Here is an 18970-nt window from a genome sequence, read left to right on the forward strand (position 1 = left end):
TTTATCTATATTTGTACAAAAACAGTGTTGTATTACTCCGTCACAGAAACCTTATGAAAAATAATATCGGAACGATTGGAAAGCAGGCCGATCTTTCCATGGGTGTAAGCCCGCGGATCATAATAATCAAGTACCGGATCCGACGTTCCGTTCCAGTAGATCCGAATCCGATTGCCGGTAACTTGAACACTCATTTGATAGGTAACATTTTTCAGAATATCCATAGGAACGGTTTTCAGAATTTCCTGTTTCCCGTAATTCACTTTTTTCAGCGCAAGACCGTCTTGATTCACAGACGCATAATAACCCGTGAAAGCATCCTCAATTTGGTGCGGGTAGTAAGATTCATGAACAGATCTGACCAGCAGGCCTGCATCCGTTGTAGGCATCTCCCTAAAATGAAACTGGGCATCCATCCGGTAATTCGTCCAGTCTTCGCTGCCCGCGAAAGTTTTGATGTATTCATTTGCGCGAGTCTCATAACCTCCTTCCGTGGGAATCCACATACCCACCATGCCTTTAGGCACATTGTCTATAGGAGAAAACGCGGTTCCACCGGGATAGAACGATATCGTCTTGAAGGAAAGCGAGCCTTGCACAATCGAGATTTTCAGGTTCTCGAAGCCTTCTTTCAAGACCATGCTGCCGATGCGCATATGTTCCCAAGTCTGATCGGCTTTGCTCCGTTTTGGCAGAACAAATCGCTGCTTATTGTCACCGGCCGTAATCTCGATGGTTGTCTCCGTATCGGTTGGCAGCAGATCCATATCGATGCCATAGGTCCCTGACTGCTTGACCTGAATCGCGTACTGCAGCCAATCTCCGGCTCTCGGCAACACAGCCGCCATGCTTCCGTCATCCGCCGGGATCCCCGGACGCTCATCGGATAATGACTGTGCATACCCGCGATTCTTATCTTTCAAATAATGCACAGCTTCAATATTTCCAGGCACGGGTTTAATGGTTTCGTCATCGCTGCTCCCGTTCGCATCATTGCTAAAAGCGGTGAACAACATGGCAGGAGCGGACTTCGCATCGGCAGCGTACATGTAGCCAATCCCCCCTCCGTGTTCCTGCTTTACTACCTCGAGCTTATGCATATTGTCCCAGAACACCTGAATCTTCCCTTGGGCGCTGGATATGCGGATGGTATGCAGTTTACTTAGATCCGTATCTTTTGGAAGTTGAGCTTTTCCAAGTTCAACCGCTTTTCCGTCATTAACACTCTGCACCGACAGCTCGTGACTACGCGAATCCGTTTCCGTAAACATGTAATTGTTCTCATTCTCATAGGCAAATAAAACACCGATATGGGCTGACTCCTCAGCACCCGCCGCAGCACGGAAGTTATACTCGGCCGTAAACGTTTGTTCCGTCTTAGCTTCACTCACAACAATCGTTCTATCCTTCACTTGCTTCTGTTTCCAACCTGCCGTATTACCGGGAACTACTTCTACAGCCTGAAAATCAGGCATTTTGGCAATGGGCCGATTCATTGCGTAGGTAGGACCAAGCAGAGACATCCGATCCCCGTTAAACTGCAAACGGTCGATATTCAGCTTACGGACAGGCGGACCCAACGTTGATGCCCCTACCAGATTGTGATATACCAAATAGTACGAATCCATATCCGGTCCTAACACGGTTGAGCTATGGCCAAGCCCGTTGAAATCATCATCCGTGCTGATTACGAAGGGGTTGTTTTCCGGTGTCCGGTAAGGGCCTAAGGGGCCTTGATCCGAAATCGAGTAATTGATTCGATACCCTGTGCTGAACACATGATTGCCGGTATAGGTGATCAAGTATTTACCGTTCCTTTTTATAATCGATGAGCCCTCTGTCCAGCGCTGCAAAAAGGCTTCCGGGATCAGCTTATCCGGCCCGAACGTGTAGGGATCCGACATTCCGTTAGCCACTATGCCTCGATCCGATGCATGCGTAAAATACCATTTTCCGTCATCATCAATAAATACCGACCCATCGATCGTCATCCCCAGATTATCCGTTTGCACCGTAAATGGGCCTGTAGGACTTTCACTGCGAAGCACATAATGTCCACCGCCTCCAGGAGACGTGTACATATAAAAGTAACCGTTCCAATAGACGACTTCAGGCGCATAGGCAGCCTTAGTTGCCGGTTCCTCTGTAACGAGCCCCTCCGGCTTCCAATTCGCCAAGTCCGTTGAGCTCCAAGCTTTCACACCCGCTTGGTCGTCCCGGGTACTGCAATATAAGTAATACTTGCCGTTGTAGCGAAGAACGTATGGATCGCCGATTCCATAATCCTCCCACTCGTCTGCCAGTTGCATGGGATTACTATACGTAGGAACTTTGCGCCAACCTTCAATATCCATCCGCTTTGGATCCACTCCCTGACATGAAGCTAATATAACCCCCAAGCAGATCATAACGATAACAGTCACTAGTCTCTTCATTGGTTTACCCCTCCCGTTTTATCCACTTGGGGCGACCTAGGATAGACCTTTGAACTTATCGCGATCCGAATGAAAAAGCTGATTAGCAGAAGAATCCCCACATCAAACCCAAAGCCCTCTGCAGTACTCAGCAATAGCTGGTCCTGATTATGTTTCAAAGTAAATATCATCATATTGCTCATAAGCAGATATAGCAGCACATTTTGCCCTAACACGGTTAAAAATTTCGTATACTTCATTTTTAATGTCAGGACTTTTGCAACCAGGAAATACATGTACACCAAGAATGAAGAGCTTAGGATCCAAAACAATGAAGGCGGAAATCGTTCAGGAAGCCCATGTTTCACCGTCACGTATGCGATAAATATGCCGGTAGATACGAATGAACCCACCAAAAGCTTCCAGTTCCAGCCCAGCCTGTAGCGGGCGACAAACATCCCGATCAAATAGTAAGGGAAATATTGCACCACAGGGAAACTGGCAAACTTTCTGGAGCCGATTAGCAAACCAAGCTGGTTCATCGTCACTTTGTCATAAGGAAAATACGTCGTCATGAGCAGCAAAAGAACGACCACCCAAAAGATGAGCTTTCGCTCGATAAGCCAAGTCAAAGGCTTAAATAACGCCAGACCGACCAACATAATCAGCGAGAACGAGACTAGAAACTCCGACCAACCCGGAATATCCTGCAGCAAGAGAATAGGCTTGACGGTGCTCCAGGTTAGTGGTTTGCGATCCAGGAACAGCCGGTAATAGGTGCCTGAGATATAAAAGGCTATCAACGTTTTCACAGCTGTCGACAGCATTCTTCCACAAACGGCTTTTAACGGCTTACTGTAGTAAGCCAATTGACCAACATAGCCGAAGCTGAATACGAAGCCGCTAAACGTAACTATATTAACGACATCTATCACGCGCTGGGCTCCCGTGTAGACTTCGGGATCACTGAAAAACTGCAAAATGTGACAGTAAACCATCCCGATAACCAGTAGCCCTTTAAAAATATCGATGCTGTAATCTCTTTCCGTCTTCATGAATTACCCCTTAATCCCCGAAAAACTCAGACCTTTAACAATTTGCCGCTCGAAGAACAAGAAGGCAACCATGACGGGAATAGAGGATACGGAATTAATGGCCATAGGTCTTACATAATCTTCCGAATACTGCGACATCAAAGTAGGGATCCCCATCGGCAGCGTAAACAATTCTTCAGAAGTAATTGCGATGAACGGCCATAGGAAGTTGTTCCATTGGGCAATGAACGTAAGAATAACAATGGAGGCTAGAGCCGGTTTCGCTAGCGGCATTACGATGCTGACGTAAACCTTGAGCTTGCTCCCGCCATCTATCTCAGCACTTTCCAGCAGCTCATTGGGAACCGCATCAAAAAAGCTTTTCAGCACGACAACAGCGAACGGCGAAGCCACCGCGGGCAAAATTAAACCTAGATAAGAATCCAGCAATCCCAATTCTTTCACAACCTGATAGAGCGGAATGAGGATCGCTTCGCCTGGAATCAAAAGTCCAGCTAAGATAAATACGAACATAAACTTCTGATAACGGAACTTAATTTTGGACAAAGCAAATGCACTAAGCGAAGTAACCAATAGCGTTAGTACCGTGACGACAACCGCAACGACAAGAGAATTGAACATCCATCTCATCAGCGACGTTTCTCGAAAAATATACGCATATGTTTCTAAGGTATAAGGCGGTTTGTACCAATCCAGTACACCTGTAATTTTCATGCCTTCATCTTTTATAGATACAATCAGCATCCATGAGATCGGAACAAGGAAAAACAGTGCAAGAAGCACCGATAAGGATAAACGCAGAGCCCGCATCTAGACCGCCTCCTTCTTGGCGTTCATTCTCAGTTGGATTAATGAAAGAACAAGAAGAATGGCAAATAGCGCGTAGGACATCGTTGCCGCATATCCCATATGGTTGTTTTTGATGCCTTCCTCGTAAATATACTGAATGATTGGCCGAGTATCCGTACCGGGTCCACCACGCGTAATGATGTAAATTTGCAAAAATACTTTATATGATGCAATGATTTGGAGCAGCAAAATCGTTTTCGTAATGGGACCCAGAAGGGGGAGCGTAATTCTGAAAAACATTTGTCCCTCCGTAGCTCCGTCCAGTCGTCCAGCTTCATAAATATCGTCAGGAATGTCCTGCATGGCCGATAAGTAGAGAATCATGTTGACGCCTACCGTCCACCAAAGGGTAACGGCCGTGATGGCGATCCAAGCTAAAGAGGATTCAGTCAACCAGAAAATCTCTTGATCCGCTGCAAGAATTCCGACTAATTTAAGTAAATTGTTCAGAAATCCCGTATACGGCTGGATCACGAAAAGGCCTACATACGAAACGACAGATACCGATAATACACTAGGCAAGAAAAAGACGCTGCGGAAAAATTTCTGTAATCTCGTTTTTTGATTGGCGATGACGGCGAGCAGCAGAGCAAAGATCAGCATGCTTGGCGTAGATAAGATAACAAAGTACGTGGAGTGCCAAAGCGCACGCCAGAAATTGGCATCCTTTACCATAGCGATGTAATTGTCAAAACCGATGAACTCCATCCTCTTAATCAGCGTCCAGTTATACAAACTCATCTGGAGTCCTTTAATCATCGGGAATATCGTAAACAACGCGTAACCGACCAAAAAAGGCAAAAGAAATAAAAAGCCCAAAATGTCTAGCCGCCACTGCCTTGCTTTTGTTTTGGCGCTCACCCTGACAGCTGCTTTCTTGAATTCAACCTCATTCGTAATCATGCCGCCTCGTTCCCCGCTTTCTTGAACGTAACAAGCTTGAAGTCATCAGCACTTCAAGCTTGTTACCTTGTTTATCAAACAGCACTTATTTGGCAAGTAACGTTTTTAACTCTCCATCGATCTTCTTGAATACAGCGTCAGTTGGTGTTTTATTCAACCAAATCTCATCCAGGTATTTTTTCAAAATGTCATTTTTAGGCCATGTTTTGTCAGACACCTTAGGGAATACAACATCACCTGCAACGCTTGCATAATCGCTTCGGTATTTTAACCCTTTATATTCCGGAGTATCGAGAACCGTTTTATTAGCCGGGATATGGCCTGCTTTCGCCCATATTTGTCCGCCTTTTTCTGCCACATAATTCGCAAATGTAAGAGCAGCTTCACGCTTCTTAGGATCTTCTTTGGCCGTTACAGGCAAGATGATCGTGTGGGAATCTCCCCATGTTTTCGTATTGCCAAAAATATTCGGAATCGCCATTGCACCAAAATCAAGATCTTTCGTTGTCTCCCATGTGCCAGTAGCCCAAACGCCTGTCATCATGATTGCGCCCTTGCCGCTCTGGAATGTTTTATAAAAATCCGGATCTTGCGGCTTGATAACTTTGCTTGTGTAGTACAAGTCCTTGATGTAGTTCGCGGCTTTAATCGCTTTATCCGTATCAATCGCAGGGGATTTGCCGTCATCGGAGATCACGTCATTCCCGCCTTGCTGAGAGTAAAGCGCCCACCAAAGCCGATAAGGATCATCCGCATTATTAGAAAATGCAAATGGAGTTACATCTTTAGGAAGCTTTTCTTTCAATGTGGTCAAAAATTTCACGAAGCCGTCAGCGCCCGGCTCCAGCGTCGGTTTACCGTCTGCGCCGAGCAATCCGGCTGTTTGCAAATGCTTTTTATTGTAATACATGATGAACGGGTGCGTATCGATCGGCACTGCATAATGCTTCCCATTCACTGTCGCAGAGCTCAAAATATTGCTGTTATAGTTATCCCAGTTCAAGTTGATAGTCTTAGCCGTTGCATCCAGCTCGGTTACTACGCCCGCTTTAATGAGTTCAGGCAATTTGGACGTATGAGAGATTCCGATATCAGGCCCTTTACCTCCGGAAACGCCGGTAACCAGCTTGGTGTAATATTCGGCCCACTCTAACTTCACATTTTTCACTGAAATGCTGTCTTGGGATTTGTTAAAGGAACTGATGATTTGATCCATGTAATCGCCATCGCCGCCCGCAAACAGCGTCCAGAATACAAGCTCGGTTTTTTTACCGCCGCTAGTGTCAACCTTCGCCGTTTCTGCAGCTTGTTCTTTCTTTGGAGCTTCGCTGCTGGCTGGAGTTGCGGTTGAGCCACCGTTACTTGAGCAACCTGCCAACAGAGATACCGCCATCGTGGCGCCTAGCATTGACGTTACTAGTTTTCTTGTTTTCAATTCAATCGCTCCCTTTTTAATTTACAAGATACAAAATAAAACAAAAATAATGATTTATAACCGTTTTTATGTATCTTATAAGGGAATAATAACGCTTACAATCAATTTAGTCAATATTTATTTCAAAAATTATGTATAAAATGTGCTAAATCCATTTATTGTTACAATGTTTTTGTTCATAAAGGCAGGACCATACAATTTTATTGTTTTGTATGGCTCGATTTCTTTTCTTTAAACCGTATAGAATACTTTCATGGAGATCCCTTGTCCGTAATCCCCGAATTGGTTGCCGAATAAGTTAATACCGCCCTTGTGAGTCGCATCCTCTTTAACACCTAATCTGAAGTCGATGAAGCTGCTATGCTCAAGCCCTAATTGATGCAAGTTGACCGAAGATACTTGGACATTATCAATGGCTGTCATTGTTCCGTCCACGCTCAACGTTTTTAAGAGTCCGAATTGTGTCGAATTTTCCGGCCACCAGGCTGGATTCAACTTTCCTTTGCGCCCTCCGAAATCGCCTGGCGAAGTCCAGGTTCCCACATCAACGCCGTTTACCCAAAACGAGATGTCCGAAGGCCAATTATTATCGTAATTAGGTGCTTCCGAGCAAATCTCAAGACTGAATTGAACGGAATAAATCTTCGCACCTTTAGGAAGCTCCAGCGGAAAGCGATAATCTGCAAACCCTTTACGGAACCAGATGATTTGGGCGGAAAAGCGGTCAGGATGGAAGAAACCGGCAGGCGAATCCTCCTGAATAATCATTTTTTCCGTATTGGCCATCCCGCAGGTTGGCGATACCTGGCAATTCGTAAAATAGCCGATGGGCATCTCGATCTCATAGCAATTATTATTGGGCCGATCATGATAAAACTGTGGATTTAAAACAATATGAATGTCATGGTAAGTCCTCGTACATACTTTCATGGCGCCTCGGGTTGCCGGCAGCAGTTCGGTTTCAATCAGCCGGGCCTTTTCTAATATCTTTACATTGGACGCTGCCGTTGATACGGGAATCTGAAGCGCGTCGGCAATTTCATTAATGTTCAGTTTTTTTGTATTTAATAGCTGGATAATGTTAACTCTTAAATCCGTTGATAATGCATGAGCGACGAGGACAAGCTCTTCCGGATTTTTTATGTTCAACTCTAACATCGAGTTCACTCCCATTTTTTTGTATGAATACATATATCATATAACAAATATAAGCTTTAGTCCATGCAATCAAACACTGGCCGCATCCAGATTAAACGAAAGAAAAGCCTGAGCCAAATCACTTCTGCTCAAGCCTTTTTATACGTGTGTTCAAGCTTTCAGTTTCGCATTGCTTTGCTTATTCTTCGCCTTCTGTTTCCTCTTGATCTTCACCAGTCGCATCACCGGCAGCTTCATGATCGTGTTCCTGTTGTTCAACAATGTCGGAATCTGTCGTCACTTGAGGAGATAAAGTTCCCGCGGCATGCACAAATGCACTTCTATGTAACTGTCCTACAAATCCGCTGCCCAACACTACACTTGCTGCTACTGTCCCTACAATGAGCTTCTTACTAATAGGTTTCATCTGCCTTCTCCACCTTATCCATTGAAATTTTACTTACAATAGTAAGTGTGTCCACAATTTCTGATATTACGATGAACACAAAATTAACATTCGCTTTACAAGATTATGAAATAGCGTTCACATTCGCGATGTAGTTTAAAATTAGTAAATCTTACTAAGAAGCGAGGAACCATTCAATGAAAAAGACATTGAGAACATGGTTGGGAGTTACATTGACAGGAACAGCGCTGCTTGGCTGGGGCATACCGTCGGCGATTGCAGCAGACAACGGAAAGGCAGTTACGGCTACGGCACTGGCTGACGCTTCGCTGCGCCCGGCGATCGAGAGCCTGAACGGCACGCTTGGTTGGACAGCGGACACGCAGTCGATCACGATCGACGTTGGCGGTACGTTGGCCGTTTTGAAAATCGGATCGACCGATGCGACGATCAATGGACAAGCTGTTAAATTGGACAAAGCACCTTACATGGCGAATGGCGCAACGCTAGTATCGGATGCAACATTGAAGCAACTGCAGAACGTGATGAAAAATACCGATAAACTGTTGTTTACATTTTCGTCCGTCGGCGACTGCCGCATTGACGATACGGTGACCGACGCCTCTGCTCAGGACTTGAAATGGCTGGTCAACACGAAGGTGCTTACTCGCATGCTGGATGAAATGCAAGCTCAGAAATCCAACATGCTGTTCTATAACGGCGATATGATTATGGGCTATACGCCGAACTCCGACGTGAACATTCTTAACCGTGAGTATGCCTTCTGGCGCGGTGTTGTCGGTACGGCATTTGAGCATGGCATGTACGTATTCCCGGTGCCCGGCAACCATGAGACACAAGACAACTATAAGGACGACAAGGGGCAGACGGTAAAAAAATCAACGGTTGCGAACGAAAACACTTGGCGTGATAACATGGGCGATATCATCGTGGACGAAAAGCGATTCGCACAAATTCTAGGCGACCAAATCGCAGGCTGGGATCCGAACAACTATCCGCAGATCGGTGCCGACCACATTACAACGCAGCAGAAGCAGCTTGATTATTCCTTCGATTATCGGGGATCCCATTTTGTTATTCTTAACACGGATCCGACCGGCAACGATTCGCATGCCCCGACTGAGTGGCTGGCGAAAGACTTAGATAATGCTAAAGCGCGCGGCTTGAAGCACTCATTCGTCTTTGGCCATAAATTGGCCTATACATACTACTACGATTCTTCAGCTAAAGTGAGCGGCCTTGATGCGGATATGGATGCGGCAAATGCCTTCTGGAAGGTGATTCAAGACCATAAAGCGACGTATCTTAGCGGCCATGAGCACATCTTCAATGTAAGCCGTCCTAATAACGGAAGCGCCTATCAAGTGGTCGTAGGTTCCGGCGGTTCGCCGTTCGAAGCAAAGAAACCGACGAAAAACCCGCTTGACCGGGACTATGCTTACGTGACGGCAAAAGTGTACGAGAGCGGCAAGGTGCACTTCGATGCTTACGGATTCGACGCCAACTATGGTCCGACGCTCAACTTCATGAGCTGGGATCTCAACCCAGGCTTCTAACCAAACAGAAAAAAACAAGGAAGCCGGTTCTCGAGTGAATGAGAATCGGCTTCCTTGTTTCGTTCGCAAAATAAAAATCCGTATGACAAATTATTGTTGACATTGACACTAGTGCCATACTCTAGTATGTGGTTAAGCTCATATGAAAGGAGTTTTTCCAATGAAAACAAATTCCGGTGCCCATTCAAGGGTGACTATCATCGGACTAGGCCCGATGGGACAGGCAATGGCGAACGTGTTCCTGGATCATGGCCACGAGGTGACCTTGTGGAATAGGACCCCGAACAAGGCAGACGAACTTGTTGCAAAGGGTGCCATCCGGGCAGCCACGGTCAACGAAGCACTAGCCGCCAATGAGTTGGTAATCTTAAGCCTAACGGATTACGATGCAATGTACGCCATCCTCGAACCGGCTTCAGAGCACCTGTCCGGCAAGGTTATCATCAACTTGAGTTCGGACACCCCAGAGAAAGCCCGCGAGGCAGCTAGGTGGTTGAGCGCCAGGGGAGCCCGGCATCTCACCGGAGGCGTGCAGACTCCGCCTTCAGGAATCGGCAAGCCGGAGTCTTCTACTTTCTACAGTGGCCCGAGAGATGTCTTCGAGGTGAGCAAAGAGATTCTGGAGGTGCTGACAAGTACCGATTATCGTGGGGAGGACCCGGGACTTGCTGCGCTATATTACCAGATCCAGATGGATATCTTTTGGACAGCGATGCTCAGCTACCTCCACGCCACTGCGGTGGCCAATGCGAACGGCATCACGGCAGAGCAATTCCTGCCCTATGCATCTGCGACGTTCTCCTCGCTGCCGCAGTTCCTCAAGTTCTACACGCCGCGCATCGACGCAGGCGAGCATCCCGGCGATGTAGACAGACTAGCAATGGGCGTGGCGAGCGTCGAGCATGTCGTTCACACCACCAGTGATGCCGGCATCGACACCTCCCTGCCAGCCGCGGTTCTGGAGATCTTCAAGCGCGGTATGGCAAAAGGCCACTCCGGCGACAGCTTCACCAGCCTGATTGAAATTTTCGGGAAGTCTGCGGTATGACGCTTTGAAATGACAAAGGGAAAGATCCCGGTTCTTAATAAGAGCCGGGATCTTTCTTTATTTCATTATTTCGTTGCTTCAATAAGAGGAAGTTCCGTTTTTGTCATTCCTCGTTTTTCTGCAAAATGTATGATTTGTTTATCCAGCCGATGCTTGACAACTTCCAATGCACTAATCTGACTGTTGATTTGATCCAGCTTTTCTTGATAGGTATCTAGCATTTCTTCACAAAATACATAGTCATCGGGACCATTATCCTCACCAGACAATATGGCCTCAATTTGCTCGGTTGTTAGCCCCAATCCCAAATAGAGTTGAATGATTCTGATCCGTTTAATGGCAGAATCATCGAACTCCCGATAATCGTTTTCAAGGCGCACAGAAGTAATTAACTTCTTCTTCTCATAATGCCTGATGGATCGGGTACTGGCACCGGTTATTTTGGATAATTGACTTATTTTCAAATCAATGGCCTCCTTTGAAAGATGATCAATGAAAAGTATACATGACGGCAGCATGAAACAATAAAAATCTAACTGCGGTTCTACAGATATTTTAATACTTCCTCTTCCATCCAGCCAAGATGAATTTAAAGAAAGAAGAGCCCGGGGATAAACCCAAGCTCTTCTACCTGCTATAGAGTTGTAATGAAGTAATTGGCAGACTCAGTCTGAATTTCTATGCCTTTTTCATTTTGAACCCCATGAAAACTTTCTCTGTACGGGATTTCGTAACTATCTTCGGGAAGTATCTGCTTTGTGCCATTATGGGTCTCAACACTCCCGCTCCCACGAAGAACAATCGCTTGTTTGGATAGATAAGCGTCTAAGGTGTCCGAATACCCCATTAATCCAACATCCTGCAGTTCAATTTCTATCCGGTCTACGTCTTGTTGTTCTTCTTTTTTAATCATGATGCACTTCTCCCGATTGGCCTCGAACCAGCTGCATACTTCTTGTATCGTTAGTTCCTCCAAAGCGTATCCACTCCCAGCTTCTTCAAACTTAAAATCACAAATCCTATTGTGTCTTATCAAGGCGTATTTATTCGGTGATTGGGAGTACCGGCTATGAGGAAGCAAGACGAAATTTCAACGCCCGCTTCTCCATATTCCCTAAATTGATTGTCTACTGTCTGCCCTCGTAGGATGCTGCCACCTTTCACCCAAGACGCGTACCGCAACTATATCTGTTTCGCTTCGAACAGAGCATTCCGGCAAAAAATGTATAAAAGACGCAATCTTTGGCTCATAATATCGCTATCAAATGACAAGGAGTTTTCAATATGAACAGAGAAACGCGTGAAGAAATCGACAATCTGGATACAGCCGTAGAAGCATCGGAAATTCTCCCCGTTCCCGAAGGAGCGAAAGAATTTGTCGATATCATCGGCGACGAAAAATTCGAAACTTATGGCAACCCCGCATCTAACTTTGAGCAGCAATCTCCTTAAGTGGAAGTTGCCCTAATTGAGCCAGGGCAACTTTAGTCATGGTTACCGAAAAAACAGCGATCTTTATCTGCGATTTGCAGATACTCGATCGCTGTTGTGCTGACTTTTCCCCCTCTATCGCCGCCATCGGGCTCCATACCTTCTTCATATCATTCCTCCTCAAAAACATGTTAGGGTTATACGTGTATTTAAAAAAATGATATTATACGGTAATATTAGAGACTAGATCATATATAGCACTTTGCTATTGACCCCCTGCTTCGTTTATCTTTTAGTGTAAGCGCGGATGAATGGAAACATCTTTCAATGCCTTTATAAGATATTTATGATTTAATGAACTTAACGTTAATTGAAATTTCAGGGAAAAGGAGAATATTACTATGAAAATAGCCTCTTTTCTATTACCCAAAGACAAAGTTGCCTATATCACATTGTCAGCTTCCATGCGAGAAGCGTTAGAACAATTAGAACATCACTATTACACAGCACTACCCATTGTTGATAGTGACGGGAAATATGCAGGTACATTGTCGGAAGGTGACCTGTTGTGGATGTTAAAGAATAAACCAGGAATTGATTTTGATAACTTGCATCAAGTACCTGTTAGCGAAATCGAAAAGCATATTCATAATGAGTCCGTTTCGATTAATGCACACATGGAGGATATGCTGGCGCTGGCAGCCGATCAAAATTTTGTTCCGGTTGTGGATGACGAAAATATTTTCATAGGAATTATTCGTCGAAAAGATATAATTGAATATTACATGAGAAACATAACCGATTGATGAAGCCTGTCAGGTATTTGAGGGACACTTCAGCTGATTAAGGAATAAAGTCGCTATTAGCGCCCAGTTGGACGCAATTTCATTGGAGAAATGACCCAAACGGGGCTCGAAAGAACAAATGACCATATATAAAGAACGATGTTCTCTATATATGGTCATTTGTTCTTTAATCGATCCCTAGACGGGGATTCCTCCCCTTTTAGCGTCTCTCCGGACGCTATTAGCGAACGATGTTCTCAAAAGGTGGAAGTAAGGCCGAATGGACGGACTCCCAAGAGCAGGTACAGCCACACAATCAGCATCTTGCCAGCTACTGGGCTTCAACCGATTCGATATTCTGAAACGTATCGGTTACAGCCGATTTCTCTGCCTTCATGCACATGAGTGCGCTGAGAATACCCGATGAAAGCGGAGCTTGGGACTTCTCTCGCCCTAGCAGTACGCCAATGAAATTTTGCGCCAAGGCCGTATCACCGCCAAAATGGGGAAGTTTAGCCGTTTCCAAACGGTATGTTTCTACGCGCGGTGTATGATGCATGAATACGCTAACCTCGTCGCGATACCAATCGAATTCCGCGGTACCGTTGTAACCGATCAAGCGGGCTCCTCGTAAAGCTGCCGATTTTCTTGCATAAAAATTTTGCGAATATATGGCATGCATCCCCGATTCGTATCGAATCATCAGGCTCGCAGAGTCATGATTTCCCGTATCGACGGCAAAAGAACACATGTCCCCCGTCACTTCCTCATGCTTGAAGTTCTTCAACACGTACGGACTTTCTGGACAGGAGCGATACTCCTCGCAATCTACACATGCCAGATTCGCCGGTTTGTTTCCTTTGAAGACTCGCTTCGACTGCATCGCACTGATGACGGTCGGACGCAAACCGAGCAAATAATTGATATAATCCAAATCATGAGTCGCTTTCTGCAAAAACAATCCGCCAGTAAGCGAATCGTCACGATACCAACTATGATAATAAACGCCGCCGTACGGCACATTGTTAACGGCTTGCACATGCTCCACGGTCCCCAGTTTCCCGGAATCGACGATGTCTTTAACTAACCGGACGAGCGGCGTGAATCGAAGCGGGAACGAAACGACCGTCTCGCTGGTTGATTGAGCCGATGCCAGCCTTAGCCGTGCAAGCTCTTCCGGCGTCGTTGCGACCGGCTTTTCCAGAAACAGCGGAATATTTCGCTTCATAACCTTAACCGCCATTTCGGTGTGCAATGTGCAGCGCGTGCCGATCATAACCCCATCCAGCGATATGCTGTCCAACATTTCGTCGGCATCCATAAAGTATTGCATGCTGAATGAGTCTAAACCCTTTGCAGCCAGTAGAGATTTCGTTTTCGGCAGATCGACATCCGCTACAGCGACAATTTCTACACCCATATCAAGTTCCAAAAGTCGATCAACAAACGTGTTCATTCGGATTCCAAAGCCGATGATTCCTATTTTAATCCCCATACCATTCTTTTCACTCCTTGCAATCGCCAGCTTGTGCAATGATGTGCATGATCAACTCTCTTCGGCGAAGTCCAAATAACCCAGCTTGCGCTCCCGATATTCGCGGGGAGTCAACCCGACCGTTTTTTTAAACAGTTTCTGAAAGTAAATCTTGTCGGGATATCCAGACAAATGGGCAATCTCATATACTTTTAAATCAGGGTGATCCAGCAAAAATTGTTTCGCTTTTTTAAGCCGGATCCGATTCATGTAATCCGTAATCGTCTCTCCCGCTTCGCGGCTGAACACTTTACTGATATAGCTCGCGTTGTAGCCGATTTTATTTGCGATATATTTGAGATCGAGCTCGCGGTTGTATTCTTTCTCCAACAGTTTGCGAATCTTCTCGACAACCCCATTCTCTCCAGTTGACGCATCGGCAGCAGCCTGGACAGGGCCGCCACGGCCTTCACCTTCGCCTGTTTTCCCTTGCTCGCAGCGGTTAAGAAGCCGAAACAGTTCATTTTTGTCCATTGGCTTCAGTAAATAATCCGCAGCGCCAACCCGCAAAGATTGCCTGGCGTATTCGAAATCATTATAGCCGGTAAGAATAATGGCAAATACATTCGGCATTTTCCTTTTGGCCTGCTCGATAAAGCTCAGCCCATCCATAACAGGCATCTCGATATCCGTAATAATCACATCAAGTTCGTCCGGCTGCATCCCCGATATGTGCACAAGTGCTTCGAGCCCGTTTGCGTGCAAGCCCACAACGCGCAGTTCCCCGGAATATTTGCTTAAAATTTTGTCGATCCCTTGCCGGATGTGTTCCTCGTCATCCACAATCATGAGATTAAGCATGTTCGGACACCTCTTCCAGCATTAAATTTTCCGGCAAACGTATTGTAATTGCAGTTCCAAACTCTTCTTTGCTTTCCACGCGCAACCCGTAATTCTCTCCATATTGGATCTTGATCCGTTCATTTACGTTTCGCAGCCCGATTCCTCGGCCCGACTGGATCAAGCGAATACCGGAGATGTGCTCTCTAAGCGTTTTCAACGACTGTTCGTCCATGCCATTGCCGTCATCCGTCACCGTAAATACAATATGCATGCCCTGGCGGGCACCGTAAATGCGGATGATTCCATTTCCTACCTTATTCTTAAAAGCATGATGGATCGAATTTTCAACGATCGGCTGAAACATTAATTTCATACACGGATAGTCGTACAACTCTTCCGGAACGTCAATGGTAAGCTTATATTTGCCCGAGAACCTCAAATTTTGAAGAATGACATAATTATTCAGATGTTCAAGTTCGCTGCGAACCGTTACAATCTGATTGCCGTGATTGATGCCGTATCGCATCAGCTTCCCAAGTATAAAAGTCATTTCCGCGACTTCTTCGTCGTCGTTGATCTCCGCCCTCATCCGGATCATTTCCAATGTATTGTAGATAAAATGAGGATTGATCTGGTTCTGAAGGGCAGTAAACTCAGCTTCCTTCTTACGGGCTTGCGTAAACTTGACTTCGTCGAGCAAATTTTGCACTCGAACGATCATCGTATCGAAATGCTTGCCTAGCAATCCGACTTCGTCCCGGTACTTCGGGTTGAATCTTACATCCAGGTTGCCGAGCTGGACTTCCTGCATGAGCTTTTTGATTTTCCTTAGCGGTCTGGTCAGGGCGTAAGAGATGGCAATAGCAATAAAAGAAGCGAAAGCGATAAAAGCAATGGTGGCTAATAGCGTATAATTACGTGTAACCGTCGACTGCTTCGTCGCTTCCTCCAAAGGAATGTAGACGAACATTTTCCAATTCGTCAATGCGGATTTGGCGTACGTGCAAATGTAAGATTTTCCGTCCATACGGATCGGAAACGAACCCCGGCTCGTCGTCGCATTCCGAATCGACTCGTCCGTCGATAAATCGCGGGTTATCATCCGTTGATCGCTATCGTATAAGACCCTATTGGTTTCATCCACCAGGACAGTCTTCCCTTTCGTCACCTGATCAACATCCTGAATTGTCCGGTTAATCGCATTGATGTTCGTATCGAACGCGATAAATCCGATCGGCTCCATGTCCGAAAGCCGCTTTAACTGCCTGATTACCGAGAAGGCATAGTAAGTTGAAACCTTATCGTCCGTCGATACAGCCTGTGTACTTACCAGTCTAGGGCGTCCGTCTCCCTCCTGGGCCATTTCCTCCCACACGGCTTTGACCTCGCCCAGATTGCTCCGGATTCCAGTCGATTTGATATTGTAATAAACATTGCCATACCGGTCGAACACATATACGGATACCGTATCGGGTTTGATTTTATTCAAATTCGCCACATACAAGTCCATGGATTGCTGTTTATCCAGCCCCATATTCGGATCCTCCAGCCAGTACAAAAAATCGCTATTGTACAGCGGCATCTCCGACATGTTGTACAGATCCGTGACGTAATCGTCGAGCTTCGTCATCATATTGGACGTGATTTCCGTCGCGTAGGCCGTTGTGCTCGTTTGGATTGAACGGGAGTAGTAATAGGATGAGCCGTAGCTCACCAGCATGATCGGCAGCGTAACGAGAACAAGAAATACGATCAATAGCTTTTGCTGCATGCTCAGGTTTGTAAATGAGACCCATAATTTGTCCGAGGTCAATTTCTTGCTGCGACGATATTCCCCTTGCATGCCGTTACCTCCTAACTGCAATAGCCACTTGGTTTTACAGCTATTTTACTGCCCCGTTCACGATCCCGGCAAATACATATTTCTGAAAAAACAAGTAGAGAGCCACAATCGGAACCATAATCATCAAAATCGCCGCCGACATCAACTCCCATTCCGTACTTCGCTCTGATGAAAAGTTCATCAAACTTGTCGATACGACCGTCAATTCCTTAGAAGGCATATACAAATAAGGGATAAACATATCGTTATAGATGTTGATGGTTTTAATGATGACAACCGTAGCGATAGCAGGAGCGAGAAGCGGAAAAATGATCATTCTATAGATTTTAAACAAAGATGCGCCTTCCATCATCGCGCACTCGTCGAGTTCCTTGGGGATGTTACGGATAAACTGCAGGTAGATGAAAATCTGCAATACATCCGTCCCAAGATGCAGAATAATGGCCGCAAATAAAGAATTGTACAAATGCAGATTTTTGATGACAGTAAACGTAGCCACCTGCGTGGTGATCATCGGAATAAACGATGCGGCGATATAAGCGCCCATAATGGCGCTTTTCAGCTTGAAGTCGAATCGTCCGAGAATATAGGCTACCATTGTACCGATCGCGACATTGCCGATCACGGCTGCCGCAATAATGATTACCGTATTTAAATAGGCCATGTTCAAATGTGCCCGCTGAATCACAATCGCGAAATTATCGAAATGTAAGAAGCTTGCCGGCAGCTTGAACACGCTGGTTTGCGAAAACTCCTCTTTGCTTTTAAATGCATTCAGCACAAGTATATACGGCGGAAAAAAAATGATGAAGACGGCGCACCACAATACGCCGTGCTTCACGAGACCCCAAAGTCGCTGCTTAAGCATAATCATTGTTCCCACCTCCGAATGATGACCCTTTGCAAGCTGAGCAGAACGATGACGGCCGCAATCAGGGTTACGCTCATCGCCGAGGCAAGACCGAAATTGTTAAAGGAAAAGGCGGTGCCGACCGTTTTGGTCACGAATGTATCGCTTGCGCCGAGGGGGCCGCCTTTGGTCAGGAGAAACGGCAAGTCGAACACTTCCAAGGCGCCGATAACGGTCAGGAAGAGATTCAATTCGATAACCCTTACGATATTGGGCATAATGATGCGCCAAACGGTTTGCAGCCAGGACGCCCCGTCCATTTTGGCCGCTTCCAGCATTTCAGAGGAAATGGATTGTAAAGCGGCCAGATAGATAACCATCGAGAAGCCCATGAATTTCCAAAGATTAATAAAGCCAAGCACATGATTGACAAGCTTCGGCGAACCGAACCAGCTGATAGCCAAATCATGAAAGCCGATTGCTTGCAGAATCGCGTTCAGCGAACCGTACTCGGAATTGAACACATAATTAAACATGTAGGCGACAGCGACGCCGTTCATGATATAGGGCATGAACAAAATCACCCGGTACACGTTGCGTCCCTTGAGCTTGGAATTCAACAGCAAAGCGAAAAATAACCCAAGCGCGTTCTGCAGCAATCCCCAGAGCAAATAAACGAAATTATGCGAGAAGACGGACAATATCTCTTTGTTCGCAAACAATTCTTTGAAATTATCAATGCCTGCCCATGTTTTCTCCGGACTGTAGCCGTCCCATGACAAGAGACTTAAATAAAATAAATAAAGGGCGGGGTAGATGGTAAACACGCTTAACAACGTCAGCGGTATCAACAGAAACAGAACGATTAGAATCCGTTTCTGCTGATTATACGATAAATTCTTGACCATCACGGCTCCTCT

The 18970-nt window shown here is 45.8% G+C and carries 19 protein-coding genes; 4 read left to right on the forward strand and 15 right to left on the reverse strand.

Annotation, left to right across the window (positions count from 1 at the left end; translation table 11 throughout):
* Window positions 1–32: 32 nt before the first annotated feature.
* The 7 genes from ACFQZT_RS04255 to ACFQZT_RS04285 all read right to left on the reverse strand — a co-directional run bounded on the left by ACFQZT_RS04255 (window position 33) and on the right by ACFQZT_RS04285 (window position 8220).
* On the reverse strand, window positions 33–2435 hold the full coding sequence (locus ACFQZT_RS04255) for a family 43 glycosylhydrolase (RefSeq protein ID WP_379296864.1): 2403 nt from the start codon (window positions 2433–2435) through the stop codon (window positions 33–35).
* Entirely contained in the window at window positions 2432–3469 is a 1038-nt protein-coding gene (locus tag ACFQZT_RS04260) for a hypothetical protein (protein WP_379296866.1), read from the reverse strand. The genes ACFQZT_RS04255 and ACFQZT_RS04260 overlap by 4 nt, the downstream gene beginning before the upstream one ends.
* 3 nt (window positions 3470–3472) lie before the next feature.
* Complete coding sequence (locus tag ACFQZT_RS04265; protein WP_379296868.1) at window positions 3473–4279, reverse strand: carbohydrate ABC transporter permease; 807 nt, start codon at window positions 4277–4279, stop codon at window positions 3473–3475.
* The gene (locus tag ACFQZT_RS04270; protein ID WP_379296870.1) at window positions 4280–5221 is read right to left on the reverse strand and encodes a carbohydrate ABC transporter permease; all 942 of its coding nucleotides are present in this window, start codon (window positions 5219–5221) and stop codon (window positions 4280–4282) included. It abuts the gene before it with no gap.
* Window positions 5222–5306: 85 nt separating this feature from the next.
* A complete protein-coding gene (locus ACFQZT_RS04275) occupies window positions 5307–6656 on the reverse strand; it encodes a type 2 periplasmic-binding domain-containing protein (protein ID WP_379296872.1) in 1350 nt (449 codons plus the stop codon).
* A 231-nt stretch (window positions 6657–6887) separates the two neighbouring features.
* Entirely contained in the window at window positions 6888–7814 is a 927-nt protein-coding gene (locus tag ACFQZT_RS04280; protein ID WP_379296874.1) for an ArsR/SmtB family transcription factor, read from the reverse strand.
* A 178-nt stretch (window positions 7815–7992) separates the two neighbouring features.
* Window positions 7993–8220: a hypothetical protein gene (locus ACFQZT_RS04285; protein ID WP_379296876.1), complete on the reverse strand. Its 228-nt coding sequence runs from the start codon at window positions 8218–8220 to the stop codon at window positions 7993–7995.
* Between the two features lie 176 nt (window positions 8221–8396).
* Between ACFQZT_RS04285 and ACFQZT_RS04290 the strand changes: the two genes are divergently transcribed.
* Window positions 8397–9776 (forward strand): stalk domain-containing protein, encoded by a 1380-nt coding sequence (locus ACFQZT_RS04290; protein ID WP_379296878.1) that lies wholly within the window; start codon window positions 8397–8399, stop codon window positions 9774–9776.
* Window positions 9777–9936: 160 nt separating this feature from the next.
* Window positions 9937–10824, forward strand: coding sequence for an NAD(P)-dependent oxidoreductase (locus ACFQZT_RS04295; protein WP_379296880.1), 888 nt, complete (start codon window positions 9937–9939; stop codon window positions 10822–10824).
* Between the two features lie 65 nt (window positions 10825–10889).
* Here the strand turns inward: ACFQZT_RS04295 and ACFQZT_RS04300 are convergent, their stop codons facing one another.
* Both ACFQZT_RS04300 and ymzB read right to left on the reverse strand, forming a co-directional pair.
* Window positions 10890–11288, reverse strand: coding sequence for a MerR family transcriptional regulator (locus ACFQZT_RS04300; protein WP_379296882.1), 399 nt, complete (start codon window positions 11286–11288; stop codon window positions 10890–10892).
* A gap of 170 nt (window positions 11289–11458) precedes the next feature.
* A complete protein-coding gene (gene ymzB / locus ACFQZT_RS33995) occupies window positions 11459–11905 on the reverse strand; it encodes a protein YmzB (RefSeq protein WP_483874871.1) in 447 nt (148 codons plus the stop codon).
* A 203-nt stretch (window positions 11906–12108) separates the two neighbouring features.
* Here ymzB and ACFQZT_RS04310 point away from each other — a divergent pair, with 203 nt between their 5' ends.
* Complete coding sequence (locus ACFQZT_RS04310) at window positions 12109–12276, forward strand: hypothetical protein (RefSeq protein ID WP_379296886.1); 168 nt, start codon at window positions 12109–12111, stop codon at window positions 12274–12276.
* Here the strand turns inward: ACFQZT_RS04310 and ACFQZT_RS04315 are convergent.
* Entirely contained in the window at window positions 12251–12424 is a 174-nt protein-coding gene (locus tag ACFQZT_RS04315) for a hypothetical protein (RefSeq protein ID WP_379296888.1), read from the reverse strand. The genes ACFQZT_RS04310 and ACFQZT_RS04315 overlap by 26 nt on opposite strands.
* A 232-nt stretch (window positions 12425–12656) precedes the next feature.
* Between ACFQZT_RS04315 and ACFQZT_RS04320 the strand changes: the two genes are divergently transcribed.
* Window positions 12657–13061: a CBS domain-containing protein gene (locus ACFQZT_RS04320; RefSeq protein ID WP_379296890.1), complete on the forward strand. Its 405-nt coding sequence runs from the start codon at window positions 12657–12659 to the stop codon at window positions 13059–13061.
* 310 nt (window positions 13062–13371) lie between these two features.
* Here ACFQZT_RS04320 and ACFQZT_RS04325 read toward each other — a convergent pair whose 3' ends face one another.
* The 5 genes from ACFQZT_RS04325 to ACFQZT_RS04345 are packed head-to-tail and all read right to left on the reverse strand — an operon-like array spanning window position 13372 to window position 18958.
* Window positions 13372–14535: a Gfo/Idh/MocA family protein gene (locus ACFQZT_RS04325; RefSeq protein WP_379296892.1), complete on the reverse strand. Its 1164-nt coding sequence runs from the start codon at window positions 14533–14535 to the stop codon at window positions 13372–13374.
* A 51-nt stretch (window positions 14536–14586) separates the two neighbouring features.
* Window positions 14587–15375: a response regulator gene (locus ACFQZT_RS04330; RefSeq protein ID WP_379296894.1), complete on the reverse strand. Its 789-nt coding sequence runs from the start codon at window positions 15373–15375 to the stop codon at window positions 14587–14589.
* Complete coding sequence (locus ACFQZT_RS04335) at window positions 15368–17200, reverse strand: cache domain-containing sensor histidine kinase (RefSeq protein WP_379296896.1); 1833 nt, start codon at window positions 17198–17200, stop codon at window positions 15368–15370. Before ACFQZT_RS04335 ends, ACFQZT_RS04330 begins: the two co-directional genes overlap by 8 nt.
* 40 nt (window positions 17201–17240) lie before the next feature.
* On the reverse strand, window positions 17241–18074 hold the full coding sequence (locus ACFQZT_RS04340) for a carbohydrate ABC transporter permease (protein ID WP_379296898.1): 834 nt from the start codon (window positions 18072–18074) through the stop codon (window positions 17241–17243).
* On the reverse strand, window positions 18071–18958 hold the full coding sequence (locus ACFQZT_RS04345) for a carbohydrate ABC transporter permease (protein ID WP_379296900.1): 888 nt from the start codon (window positions 18956–18958) through the stop codon (window positions 18071–18073). Before ACFQZT_RS04345 ends, ACFQZT_RS04340 begins: the two co-directional genes overlap by 4 nt.
* Window positions 18959–18970: the final 12 nt, after the last annotated feature.

This window comes from Paenibacillus sp. GCM10027628 (assembly GCF_042676385.1).
Taxonomy (GTDB): Bacteria; Bacillota; Bacilli; order Paenibacillales; family NBRC-103111; genus Paenibacillus_E.